Below are 13,250 nucleotides of genomic sequence, written 5' to 3'. Positions count from 1 at the left end.
TTTAAGCTATGCGGCTAATTGTTCGATTAAGTTTAGAATTTCTTGAACCTGTTCCTCAGTAAACCACCGCTCTACAACATCTTCCCCAAACCGATTCAACGGCTCTTCATACAAATCTGCCATCTCCAATCGCCGCTTCTGCAAAAACACACTCTGCACCGCTCTCAAAAACCGAATTTGATTGGCGTTGTACTGCCGTTGTGCGATGTGCTGCTCAAAGTTACGTTGAACGATCGCTTCATAATCCGGCACTTCCCGCAAATCCAACAATTCCCGCAAGAATCCCAAAAGGCTTGTCACCTTCATATCAAACGCCTTGCGAATATTGCCCTGAGTAAGCTGAATACTGCCGCTTCCTAGTTCTTGTTTCAGCGATCGCTCTAATGCAATCAACTGCAAATCCGTCACCCTTTCCCCCCGCTCGATCGCCTCGATCGTCGGATGAACTACCACAAGCTCTAGAATCTTTGTCTCGACCCGTTGCCGATATTCCTCGACATAAACCTGCTCACCTCCATCACCGAGCGTGATAAATCCGCGTGTCGCAATCTGATCCGCCAAATCAATCTCAACGAAAGAACTAGGACGCTCCCGCCGATTTTTCATTTGCTCTGCAAGATCAGCCACGATCTGAGTCAACTCTGGCACGGTTGCCGATCGCAATCTCGCGGAAAGACAAATCTGAATCGACTGCTGTAGCTTGGGATCTTCGTGAACAAAATCCGGCAGGTAACTTACATCTTCCGCGATCGATTCGAGCGTTGCAGGCTTAGGATTTCCTTCTAAAATCTCAGTTTTCAATCGTTCCACTTTGTTCGTAAACGTCGCGGCTGCCACATCGACATTAGAAGCAAACCGCAGCAATGGAGCAACTTGCGTTTTCAGAAACTCAATCTTCTGCTTTGTCAAATACCGCCAGAAGCTATCGCCCCAAGCTTGTTCGATTTGACGATAAATCCGCTGCACACTAAACGCATCCGTTGGAATTTGAGCAATCTGCGATCGTAAATCCTGAATCACTCGCTGACAGTCTGCCGAACCCTGATCTTCTAGATAAAGCGTCAAGAGCTTCAAGCGCGTATTAAAGATCTTGACCAAAACGGGTAAGTCTTATGATGCGACCTCTTCAGATGGGTCTTTCTCAAAATCATTTTCCCAAAAGTCAATAATGAGAAATTTCTCTTTGTAGCGATTGGGTAAGCGATCGGGATACTTACAAGCCTCATGACTGCGAGTTCCGCGCCCGATCATCTGCATCAATTTAATCTGCGAATGAACGGGCTTCATAAACACCAAATTCACCACTTCCGGCACATCGACCCCGGTATCCATCAAATCTACCGAAATCGCAATCCGAGGCATCTCCTGTTTCTTAAAGCGATCGATCAATGTATCAGTGCGCTCCATTTTCGAGGTGATCACCTGCACCATATCCGGAAACTGCGGATACATTTCCTCGAACACACTCGCCAATCGCATCGCATGATTTTGGCTCAGTCCAAACACGATCGTTTTCCCTGGAAGCTGACCCGAACTATCCGATTGCAGCAGGTTCATGATTTCTTCCCACTGCTTCCGGAGCGTATCTCGATTACTGACCTTTTTCTCTAGCTCTGTGCCTTCATAATCAAGCTGATCCGGGTCGTGCCCCTGCTGAATCAAAATATTCCGGTCTTCTTCAGTCAGATTCTCGCCTTTGATCCCGTTGCGCTGAAATCGAGTCTGAGCCTGATAAACGTCATAATCGACTAAATACTTCTCCTGAATCGCCTGCTCATACGAATACAGAAATGTAGGTATCCCCTCAAAGCAGTGAAACAACTGAAACGTATCTCGATCGATAAACTGGGCAGGAGTCGCTGTCAGCCCTAAAACCCGCGCATCAAAGTACTCCACAACTTCGCGAAACTTGCTGTAGAGCGATCGATGCGCTTCATCAAAAATAATCAGATCAAAAAACCCAGGCGTAAACTGCCGATGACAAATGCTCAACGTATGAATCGTCGAAACATAGAGCCGTGAGGATCGATCAATCCGGCTGGCTCGAATTCGGCAGCGCGGTTCATCCGGTAGATACTGCTTAAAATTATCCTCTAAAGCCTGAGTCACCAAAGTATCGCGATCGGCAACAAACAACACCCGTCGCGCCTGATTTGCCCGCATCACGAGATCAATCAGCGCCATTGCCGTTCGACTCTTCCCGGTTCCCGTCGCCATCACCAACAGAGATCGCCGCTGACCCGCCTCAAATCGTTCACACACTCGTCGAATACCTTCTTGTTGATACACTCGTCCCGCGATCGCAATGTCGATCGCCAGCGATCGTGTTGGCATCTGATTCTGTCGAATGTAAAGCAAATTCCTCAAATCATCCGGCGAGAAGAATCCTGCAACTTGCCGTTTCGCCTGACTGCCCACATCCCAAAAATAAGTTTCATATCCATTTGTCATGAATGCAAACGGCTGAAAGCTTTGATGCTTGGCTATTTCAGTCACATAATGGCGTACCTGTTGTTCTGCGACTCGTGGATCGCGGCTTTGTCGTTTTGCCTCAACCACGGCAATCACTTCACCATTCGGCTGATAGAGACAATAATCGGTAACACCATTCCAAGGTTCAGCATCATACCCATCAACTGGAATCTCAAATTTAACTTGTCCCTTTGCTGGGTCAAGCTCCCATCCCGCAGAAACAAGCTTGGGATCAATCAAGTCCTTTCGTGTTTGGGCTTCTGTCCGAGACATCTTTAACTTCCATCACGCCATTAACAATACCGAACCGGGAGCAAAAAATTCTCCTGCTTCCGTATATACCTCTAAACCGATATAAATAGCTACAAGACCAAACAATTAATTACGGTAAATTTTCCAAGCTGCGGAGGTCTTGGGTTACGGATGTTGTGACTGAACAAGTCAAGTGCCAAAGATTTTCCAGACAGTGTTTGGAAAATTCAGTTTAAAGTCTGCTTCAAAGTTCTAGCTTTTCAATTCTTCTATACAGCTAGAATATTACTCAGCAAATTAATGCTTCAAGCCCTCCAGTAGTACTAAGCGATCGCACAAAATGGTCAAGCAGTCGTTCGGAGCGCTGAGAAGATTGACAGAAGATTAGCGCTTCTTATCAGTGCCTTCGGTCTTCATTTCTTGTACAGCGGTTTCTAATTCCATTTCTAATTGCTCGATCGTAGGGAGACTTCCCTGAAGTTGATCTGGCAAAGCATCTTTCAGTTGATAAGCTGACACTCCAATCGGTTTATGCACGTCCCGAAGCGAATACTCCACGATCGTTTTGTCATGCGTTTTACAGAGAATCATTCCGATCGTCGGCTGATCGCTCTCACCCCGCAGCAGATCATCCACAGCAGACACGTAGAAATTCATCTTGCCGCCAAATTCCGGCTCAAATTCCACTGTCTTCAAATCGATGACAACAAAGCAGTGCAATCGAAAGTGATAAAAAAGCAAATCAATTCTGAACTCTTTACCACTGACTTGCAGCGGGTATTGGCTACCGACAAAGGCAAAACCCACTCCTAACTCTAGTAAAAAATCTCGGATGTGATTGACCAAGGCATTTTCGAGATCTCGTTCATGAGCCTCATTGCCTAAACCAAGAAAGTCGAAGTTGTAGGGATCGCGCAGAACCTGTTGAGCAAGCTCTGATTGCGGTTGCGGTAAAGTTTGAGAAAAGTTGGTGGTTGCTGCACCCTGGCGGTAATAAAGCTTGCTATCCACATGATGCAGCAAAATACTCCGGCTCCAACCGTATTCGATCGTTTGCTGAATGTACCAGTTCCGGGCTTCAGCATCCTTCACTTTCTCTAATAAGACACAATTATGAAACCAAGGAATTTTTGCAGCAAGCTGCTGCAACATTGCCTCATCTGGATATGCCTCCGCAAACACCTTCATATACCGTAGATTACGAACAGAGAATCCTTTGATCTCTGGGAAGGCTTTCTTCAAGTCTTTCGCTATACGTTCTACAACTTTTGCGCCCCAGCCTTGAGTCTGTTCCTTCGCTAAGACCTCACATCCAATCTGCCAGTACAGCATCACCAGTTCTTGATTCACTGCAAGAGCCGCTCGAAGTTGAGCGCTCCGAATGCGCTCCTTCAAATTGTTGAGAAAGTCATCATAGTTTTCTGGAAGACTGAGGCGTTGATCTGACACTGAATTACTGCCTAAAGGTAACATTCAAACTCATCATGATAGATAAACGAACTCGTTGCAACTGCTTTGTATCACTTTAGAACGTTGTATGATCACCCGCTTTTAGGGTGCATAAGGTCAATGAATACGCGATGTTTGCGCTTGTATGTACCCTAAATCTTATGCAAACAACTTTTTACTGGAGCTTTGCCTGCTTTGTAGGACTGTTTGACATCCTCACTGGGCTGAAGCCACGGTGATTCCTAAGACTCACGACTTAGGTTTCTGCTTCTTTCCATTGCTGGTTTTTCGCAACTGCCCTTTCAACTCATGCTGATCAGGTCTTACGTTCGCTCCACAGACTGCCACGGTGTGTCCCACCGCCAAAATGTTTCGTGCTGCATTAATATCCCGGTCGTGGTGCGTCCCGCAATTGGGACAATCCCATTCTCGGATGTTCAACGGCAACGATTGAAGAATGTGACCGCAGCTTCCACAGCGTTTAGAGCTTGGAAACCATCGGTCAATCTTCACCAAGGTTCGACCGTACCACTTGGCTTTGTATTCGAGTTGTCGCACCAACTCGCCCCAGGCAGCATCGGTAATCTGCCGCGCCAGTTTGGGGTTTTTCACCATGTTTTTGACTGCCAGATCTTCAACTGCAATCGTTTGATTTTCGCGAATCAGTTGAGTCGTCAGTTTATGGAGAAAATCTTTACGCGAGTCTGCGATTTGGGCTTGCACTCGTGCCACTTGCAGACGTGCTTTCTCTCGATTGTTCGAGCCTTTTCGCTTGCGAGAAAGCGCTTTCTGCAATTGTTTAAGTTTCTTTCTCAGGCGCTCGAAGGGCTTTGGATTTGCAATCTTTTCGCCGTCACTCGTGACAATCAGGCTAGTGATTCCGAGATCCAGTCCGACCATGTTTTGAGTGGTTGGAAGTGGTTGGATGTTTGGATTGTCCACCAACAACGAAACGTGCCATCGTCCACTCGGACTCAAACGCACGGTAATCGTCGTAGGTTCGCAACCTTGAGGAAGTTGACGGCTCCAGCGAATCGGCAAGGCATCTTTGCACTTTGCCAAGAACACCTGTCCCTCTTTCCACTTGAACGCAGACTTCGTGAACTCGGCAGAACCGCCATTGCGTCTCTTCTTAAAGTTCGGGTACTTGGCTCGACCTGCAAAGAAGTTGCGAAATGCAGTTTGCAGATGTCTCAATCCTTGCTGCAAGGGTACGCAGCTGACTTCATTCAGAAATTGGAGGTCATCTTGCTTCTTCCACCCAGTCAACAAAGCACTGGTTTGAGCGTAATCAATCGACTCTTGGTGTTCATACCAAGCCTCGGTTCGTGCAGCCAAAGCGCGATTGTAGACAAGCCGAACACAGCCCAAAGTTCGACGCAGCAAAGATTCTTGCTCTGCCGTTGGATAAAATCTGTATCGAAACGCTTGTTCTACCATGCCTCACATTCTCGCTTCGTTAATGTGAGATTGTCAACCTGCGCCGCATTGAGCGACTTGTTTGACGCTCCTATCCCTCCCTGCCCTGGAACGGCAGGGTTTCTCGGAGGTTTCCGATGATCACCCGTTTTTAGGGTGCATAGAGTAGATAACCACAGGGTATACTTGCTTATATGCACCCTAAATTTACGACAACTCTTTACTGAGTCTTTGCCTTACCCAAGTAAAACGAATGATGAACGTCGCCCGATCGAAACCGAAGATAAGCATACGGACCGCAGCGATTAATCATCTTTAACTCAATACTTCCCCTTGAGCCACGCGCTCCTGTTTTCGATATCTTTTCTTCACGCTTCATCTCCCACTCATCTGGTTCCATCTCTAATCGTTGCTGCTCTTCTGCAATCAGTACATCTAATGCCTCACGTAAATTCATCATGTCGCTTATGCTGAGTGTGTAACAGTCTTGAAGAATGCTTTCTACCGAAGGATTATCTTGTTTGCGACTTTTTCGAGGCATGATTGAAGCCTAAGTTTAGGGTGCAGTCAGTTCAAGAGAAGGGAGACTGTGCCCCCTAAAACTATCAATTTGCTCAAATATTTAGGGTGCATTGATGACGCTGTGACCGTGTTTTCACGCCGTATGCACCCTAAATCGATTGACACCGTGCATTTTTGAACCTCATAGCTCTAACAGAGAACGAATTTGTGTTTGATGTTTGGGTTGAATTACTCGCTCACCCTTAATCCAGCGAGTAATCAGCGATCGATCTACCCCCAAATCTTTTGCTAATTTCGCCTTGGACCATCCCTTTGCATCAAGTGCGATCGCAAGTTCCGCACCTGTAAGCTCTGGAATGCGCTCTAGTAGATCATCTGAAGCAGTCGGCAAGTCCACAGTCCGATGTGGATTGGACGCTCGAACCAAGCCTAACTTCTCCTGAATCAGGACGGTGGGCTTAATAATCACGATCGCTTTAAGCCAAAGCGTTAACCAATTTCGAGGACGAGTCCGGGTCGGCTCAGATTCATTTGTCAGACTCCATTCTGGGCGAATGTACTCAGGGTAAGTCTCAGTGTCAAATTCAATCTGCCAGCCTAATTCGTGTAGCGTCAGAAGCGCGTTGTCCCATTGTGTAATCAATGCACTCCGGCGCTGTTTACTTTGCTGAACGACTGTCATTAGCTCTTTTGGTTCTAAGCGCTCTAGCAATGTTCCAACTTCGTACCGTCCATCTTGCCGAATCCGACTCATGATTGTTAAAAAGATTGCCAGTTTAGAGGCTAATCGTTGACGATAGGGATTAATTTGTAGCGTACTCTTCGCTAGATATCCATACTGGCAAAGTGCGTTCTTTCCACTCAAATCCTTAGCGTTCAGAAACTTCTCTGTCCAACTGCCAGGGCGGACTTTGATATACAACTCATCTGGATCACCCGCTTCATAGCTCAAAGCGCTAGGATTATTTGCATCGACAGTAAGAGCTAGTTGCCCTGAGTATTCCAGTTCCTCAAGCAGCCACATCGCCCCCCTGGCTACGTTATAGCGATTTGCTCCAACATTGATGTTATTGATTAGCACTGATAAGCTACAAACTAACTCTACCAAGTTGCCAATCTTTTTCAGCTTTTGCCCTAGTGTGATGTCTGTTCGCTTGTCCCACCCAAACAGGCGAATCAAATCAGTTCCTTTCAGTCGAATCTGCTGCTCCCAAGGCTTCTCCGAGTCAGTTGCATAAGAAGAAAAAATAAGAAGGACATAAGCTGCTTCTGGTCCAAACTGCTGAATAATTTCCCAGGCTGCTTTGCCTGGTACTAATTCGATTTGTTGATTCGATGGGCTTTGACGCACGATATTGTGCTGAATGAATCCCTCACCAACCAGTTTCTTCCAGTATGGATATTCTCCGTCTTCCCATTGATTATTAATCAGTGCTTGTGCGCCAGTCAAAATGGGGTAACCTGTGGCAACTCGTTCAATTTCATAGTCTTTGAAGAGGGCGGGATCGTTGACTGAAGTATCAGGAGAGCGAATTCCTAGTAGCTTCTCAATATCTTCGATCGAGAACGACGACCAATCCAAATGTCTTAACCATTCGCTGGCGGTGTAGAAGGCGCAGGCACTAATAACGATCGACTCACGCCAAGCTTCTTCTTCCGGTAGTGCGGGATCAGCCTCCACAGATAAAACGCCCGGAATCGAGCAGTCTGCTGGCATTCGCGACTCTACTGCCCATTGATCAAGTCGAACCGTAATCCACCGCGCTGTCTGCTCCCAAAACGAAGCTTGCTTCAAAACAGATTTGAACAGCTTCTCTAATCGAGTGATTGCTTGCTTCTGCAACGCGCCGATTTTTTCGGTTTCATTGTAGAGATTGATGAGTTCTGAGTCACCTTTTATTTGCGATCGAAGCTGCCGCAATCGATACTGATTAATTCCGGTCGCTACATGAATCAGAATCAGGTTTAGGAAGGACTTGCCAGAACGCAATTTTTCTGCATACTGGCGCACTCGCTCTGATGAAATAACGCCTGCGGCATCACTTGTGATATTTCCTGCTTCTCCTGAGATGAAGTCTTGTGGAATATCTTTGTGAAGCTCTTGTTCTGACACAGATTGCAGAGCAGAACCGTCTTTGTCCGCTCTCGCTGATTTAGATTGAGGCGATTTGGTTTTTCTTTGCTTCACTGCGCTCACCAGCATGATTCGATTTGCCAATCGCTTTTAATAACTCGAATCAGTATACCTGTTGAAACCACAGCACAAGATGGTGGCATTCACGCTGTCAACAAAACCGTTTTGTCAACAGCTAATTTGTCGATCGACAAGCTCTGAGTTAACGGTAGGACGGTGCTTTACTTGGTCGAAGCATTAGAGTTGCTGTTGACAAAACTTCTAGAATTACCTGACTAACTATCTAGAATGCGATGACCTGAAGGCAAAGATGATTTTGCCCTAAACCTTGATTTACCTTGAGTAAAGCCAATTGTTGCCAACACGATCGCGCTGTAACCGTTAGCGTGTTCAACAAATTCTTCATAAATCTTTGCAATTCCTGGTTTGTTGACAAAGTTGACTCAAGCTCTAGAATCACCTGACCAGAATGCGGAACGCTTGAAATAACCAGTTCAATAACGACTGGCTGAAACAATCAATAGCGTGCTTAACGATGAACATTTTCCAAAGTGTTGACAGTGTTGACTCAAATTCTAGAATCACCTGACCAACGCAACGAAGCGACATCCAATGCAATCTGTTGCCAATGTTGACAGAAGCTCTAGAATTTAATGACGACACTGTAGAAAGCTGTATTTTGTTGCTCTAGGATCACAAGACGTAATTTTTGGCGATCGCAGATATAGATTCTAGGATCGATTGACTTAGCATTTCCCAAACTCAGTTACAGACGAAGATGTAGCCACTGTTGACAAACTAAGAGAAGTTGCACGATCGAGACTGTTGACAAGCCGAAAGCCCCGATCCATGAGTGTTATACAGATCGAGTTCTAGTATCTTTAACCGAGTGTGTCTGGTGCATCACTTTTGGTGGCTCCACGCCCACTTACGACTGGGCTATGGCAACAAAACATTTCGCGCTTGAAGGCGTGCGTGAGTGGACTGATGAGTTTCTCGCGCTTTTTCCACATCGCTACGATTACATTTGGGCAGACCTTCCTCGTGTTGGTGCAGAAGTCAACTGGCAAACCGAATCTCGCCATCCTCTAGGCGATCGTCTCATTCGTCAGGGTGGATATCTTTACGGCGTTCGGTTCGGCGCAGAAACACAGTATTGCTTGATTGATATTGATGCTGGCAGCCCTTATCACCCGAACCATGATCCCTTTGCAATTGGTCGCATTGCTGCTGCACTAGAACCGCTTGGGGTAGTTGAATACATCGTCTGTACATCGAGCTACAGCGGTGGTCTACATCTCTATTTTCCATTCTCGAAAGCTCAGAGTAGCTGGCAGCTTGCGATCGCAGTCGCAACCCTACTCGAAAACTCCGGCTTCAAGATCGTTCCTGGACAACTTGAGACATTCCCGAATCCTAAGCCTTATATCCCAGAAGGAACACCGAGCCTGTTTAATGCTCACCGCTTACCTCTACAAGTCGGGTCTTATCTGCTCAATGACGAACTACAACCGATTTGGAGTACACAGCAGACTTTTGTTCAACAATGGCACTTTGCTCACCGCCGGAATGACTTAGACACTAAAACCCTGAAGCAGATTCTCAAGCAAGCAAAACGGCGATTGTTTCGGGTGTCGGGCAAAGCTGAGAAGTTCATCAACGATCTGAATGCAGAGATCGAACTCGGTTGGACAGGCTGTGGGCAAACCAATCGATTGTTAGGTCGGATTACGATGAGGGCTTACATCTTCCACCATGTTTTGTCGGGTGGGCAACCGTTGGAAGGAAAAGCACTCATCGAAGAAATCGTTGAAACTGCAAAGTCGCTGCCAGGGTATCAAGAATGGTGTCAGCATCAGCATGAAATTGAACATCGAGCCGAAGAATGGGCAAGCTGCATTCAATCGAGCCACTATTTTCATTACGGAGATCAGAAAGGAAAATTTAAGGCAAAGTCTGAGGAGTTAGAGAGTGCGATCGATCAGTCTCCATCATGGAATCAACAACAATTGGAATCTGCACGAGATCGAATTAGAAGTGCGATCGCTGATCTATTGGAAAAAGGAATTCTTCCCAGTCAAGCAACTCAAAGATTCAAGATGTTATTGCAATACAAAATTGGAGGTGGATCGCTTTATCGTCATCGTGATCTTTGGCATCCTCAATTTCTCATGGATGATTCTCTCGGATACTTGGAGCAGTTAAAGCCAGAAAACAGCCCTCAAAATTCTACAAGCTTATTGCCTAGTGATGGCAGTAATAATGCTTCTAGCAATCCTTCCAGCGATTCTACAATTCAAGATCCTGCCTTAATAGGCGGTAATTCCTCAATTCATCAAGGTTCTAATCCCGATACAGAAGCTAACCCGATTGAATCTCCCCTTCATGCTCAGGCACAGCGAGAAGTATATGAGGAAGCAATTCAACTGGCGATAGAACAGCACGACATTCAACCCAGCGCCCTAAGTCCGAAGCACGTCGAGCGAATGCAGCGATTTTTGGAATCTGGCGATCCAATTTTGATAGCAGAAGCAAAGGCGTGGGCAACTCTTCATCCCGGTGTCTTAAAGATGAATAGCAGCCCGCCTCAACCCGATGAGACTGACTAAAGCATCCCAAAATTTCGTGGGATAATGGTCGAGGTCAGCAACCGTCTCACTTATCATGTCGAAGTCAAAAGGATTCGGTAGTTCAGCCTCAACTCAACATCCTTCCAAACAGTCTGGCTTGATCTGGAAACCCGAATTGCAGCCAATATTGTTGATGCTGCACGTCAAGGCTATATTCCAGTGTTCGTGACACAGAAAGCGAACCTTTATACCTCGATGCTCACAGACCTAGCAGATATCGGCAAACCGAGAATGCGAGTTTTTGCCACTGATAACAAGCTGACTCTAGATTTAGACGATGGCAGACAATTAGCAACAGGCGACGTTGCTGCCCAGACTGAGCAGATGCAACACATCATGCAGCAAGGACTCGGCAGCTACGATGCAATTTTTACCACATATACACAGCTTCAAACAGTACAGCAGAAAGAACCCTTTCGACGGCAGTTTTTTCGAGCGATCGCGCCTCAAGCCGTTCTTATCTTCGATGAATCTCACGAAGCTGGTGGCAGAAGTGATAAGTCTCAAGATGAGGGTGGCATTTATCCAAGTCGTGCTGAGTTCGTTCGAGAACTGGTTGATAAGAGCGCTGGATCTGCATTTATGTCTGCGACCGCAATTAAAAATGCAGGCGTTGTGGATCTTTATGCACGGCGTAGTGATGCTCGATATGCCGTTAATAATCTCTACAGCTTAGAAACGATCTTGAAAGCGGGTGGAGTTCCACTTCAGCAAATGTTTGCTACAAAGTTTGTCGCTTCTGGACAAATGCTCCGGCGTAGCCGCTCAATGGAAGGCATTTCATTCACGGCAAAAGTGGTTCCAGTCGATCGAGACATTGCAGAAGGTATTTCCGCTGTAATGAGAGCAATCAACGATTTCGACGATGCTAAACAAGCTGGATTGAATAAACTAAAAAAACGTCTGAAAGCTGAAGCCAAAGCTCTAAGTGAAGACGGCACAACTGGACAAGCTGGAGCGAGATCAACGAATTTCACCTCGCTGATGCACAATGCGATCGATCAAAGCTTACTGGCACAGAAAGCGGAAGTCGCAGTCCAAGAAGCGATCGCAGCGATTGAGCGAGGCGAAAAGCCGCTGATCGGGGTCGCCAACACGATGGATAGCTTCATCGAGTGGTACACCGAAGAAAACAACATCGAGCCAGGACAGCCGATAACTATCACATTTGGAAACGTTTTAGAGCGATACTTGGAACGCTCCAGAGATGTCATTGAAAGCGATCGCTGGGGCAAAAAAACTCGTCGCCGCTTAACCGATGAAGAAATTGGACCTGATGCCGCCGCTGCCTACGAAGAAGCTCAAGATCTGATCGATGAAACTGATTTATCAAGCATTCCACTTAGCTCGATCGACTATATCCGCTGGCGATTAACGCAGGAAGGCTATCGAGTCGATGAAATCACTGGACGCAGTAACATTGTTGAGTACAGTCATGCTGGAGAAACAAGTTACGGACTCCGCTCTAGTAGCGAAACCAGTCCTCAAGCACGAGTCGATATTATCAACCGATTCAACCGAGGGGATCTAGATGTCATAATTCTCAATCGTTCTGGAGCTACAGGAATTAATCTTCATGCCTCTGAGAAGTTTGCCGACCAAAGCCCCCGACGACTAATTATTGCTCAGGCAGAGAGAGACATTAATCTCGTTATGCAATTGTTTGGGCGCATCGATCGCTATGGGCAAGTCGTCAAACCCAGCTTCGATTTGCTAATGAGCGATTTGCCAGCCGAAAAGCGATTGGGAGCATTGCTGGCAAAGAAAATGGCAGAACTCAATGCGAATGTCACTGCTTCGCGTGACTCCCAGATGTCTATCGTAAATGTCGTAGATTTCATGAACGTCTATGGCGAAGAAGTAGTCCGAGAACTGCTTGAAGAAGATTATGAACTGCAAGCAAAACTTAGTTATCCATTAGATGTTGGCAGCGATGAGTCTGACATTGCTGTAATCAAGCGCGTGACCGGACGAATTCCTTTGCTTACAATTCAAGAACAAGAGGAACTCTACACCCTAATTGAATCTGAAACGAGAGAATTGATCCTTCAAAAAGAAGCAATGGGTGAAAGCGTCTTAAGGGCGGATCAACTTGATTTAGATGCTCGCACGATCGCTCAAATGGAAGTCATACCCGATGAGAGTGGTGTGAAAAGTGAATTTACAGGCGCAGTTGCTTTAGAAGTTGTCGATGCAAAAGTTCCAGTCAAGCCTTTTAGCCAACTTCAAGTCATCAATACAGTTCGCAGCAATTCTCATTATGACTTTTGACTATCCAAAGCCATGAGAACGCGGTAGGGTAAAAGAGTCAAAAGCCCCTTCAGTGAGTCGAAAACGTTGACCCCGACCCGCAAGTTTGACGGCATCATTGG

General features: G+C 46.3%; 9 protein-coding genes. 2 read left to right on the top strand and 7 right to left on the bottom strand.

Annotation, left to right across the window (positions count from 1 at the left end):
* Positions 1 to 6: 6 nt before the first annotated feature.
* The 7 genes from ACQ4M5_RS37525 to ACQ4M5_RS37495 all read right to left on the bottom strand — a co-directional run bounded on the left by ACQ4M5_RS37525 (position 7) and on the right by ACQ4M5_RS37495 (position 8,654).
* Positions 7 to 1,098 carry a type I restriction-modification enzyme R subunit C-terminal domain-containing protein gene (locus ACQ4M5_RS37525; RefSeq protein WP_430680894.1) on the bottom strand — a complete coding sequence of 364 codons (1,092 nt, stop codon included), beginning with the start codon at positions 1,096 to 1,098 and terminating at the stop codon, positions 7 to 9.
* A gap of 12 nt (positions 1,099 to 1,110) precedes the next feature.
* Complete coding sequence (locus ACQ4M5_RS37520) at positions 1,111 to 2,745, bottom strand: DEAD/DEAH box helicase family protein (RefSeq protein ID WP_430680893.1); 1,635 nt, start codon at positions 2,743 to 2,745, stop codon at positions 1,111 to 1,113.
* Between the two features lie 363 nt (positions 2,746 to 3,108).
* On the bottom strand, positions 3,109 to 4,173 hold the full coding sequence (locus ACQ4M5_RS37515; protein WP_430680892.1) for a PDDEXK nuclease domain-containing protein: 1,065 nt from the start codon (positions 4,171 to 4,173) through the stop codon (positions 3,109 to 3,111).
* 249 nt (positions 4,174 to 4,422) lie between these two features.
* Positions 4,423 to 5,613 carry an RNA-guided endonuclease InsQ/TnpB family protein gene (locus ACQ4M5_RS37510; RefSeq protein WP_430680891.1) on the bottom strand — a complete coding sequence of 397 codons (1,191 nt, stop codon included), beginning with the start codon at positions 5,611 to 5,613 and terminating at the stop codon, positions 4,423 to 4,425.
* A gap of 199 nt (positions 5,614 to 5,812) precedes the next feature.
* Positions 5,813 to 6,133 carry a hypothetical protein gene (locus ACQ4M5_RS37505; protein WP_430680890.1) on the bottom strand — a complete coding sequence of 107 codons (321 nt, stop codon included), beginning with the start codon at positions 6,131 to 6,133 and terminating at the stop codon, positions 5,813 to 5,815.
* 162 nt (positions 6,134 to 6,295) lie between these two features.
* On the bottom strand, positions 6,296 to 8,302 hold the full coding sequence (locus ACQ4M5_RS37500) for a helix-turn-helix domain-containing protein (protein ID WP_430680889.1): 2,007 nt from the start codon (positions 8,300 to 8,302) through the stop codon (positions 6,296 to 6,298).
* Positions 8,303 to 8,531: 229 nt separating this feature from the next.
* Positions 8,532 to 8,654 carry a hypothetical protein gene (locus tag ACQ4M5_RS37495; RefSeq protein WP_430680888.1) on the bottom strand — a complete coding sequence of 41 codons (123 nt, stop codon included), beginning with the start codon at positions 8,652 to 8,654 and terminating at the stop codon, positions 8,532 to 8,534.
* 535 nt (positions 8,655 to 9,189) lie between these two features.
* On the opposite strand from ACQ4M5_RS37495, the gene ACQ4M5_RS37490 reads away from it, so the two are divergent.
* Both ACQ4M5_RS37490 and ACQ4M5_RS37485 read left to right on the top strand, forming a co-directional pair.
* The gene (locus ACQ4M5_RS37490) at positions 9,190 to 10,857 is read left to right on the top strand and encodes a hypothetical protein (RefSeq protein WP_430680887.1); all 1,668 of its coding nucleotides are present in this window, start codon (positions 9,190 to 9,192) and stop codon (positions 10,855 to 10,857) included.
* 123 nt (positions 10,858 to 10,980) lie between these two features.
* A complete protein-coding gene (locus tag ACQ4M5_RS37485; protein ID WP_430680922.1) occupies positions 10,981 to 13,149 on the top strand; it encodes a strawberry notch C-terminal domain-containing protein in 2,169 nt (722 codons plus the stop codon).
* Positions 13,150 to 13,250 lie beyond the last annotated feature (101 nt).

The organism is Leptolyngbya sp. AN10, assembly GCF_050565645.1.
In the GTDB taxonomy this organism is placed as follows: domain Bacteria; phylum Cyanobacteriota; class Cyanobacteriia; order Leptolyngbyales; family Leptolyngbyaceae; genus Leptolyngbya.
This window is presented reverse-complemented; position numbering and strand designations above follow the sequence as displayed.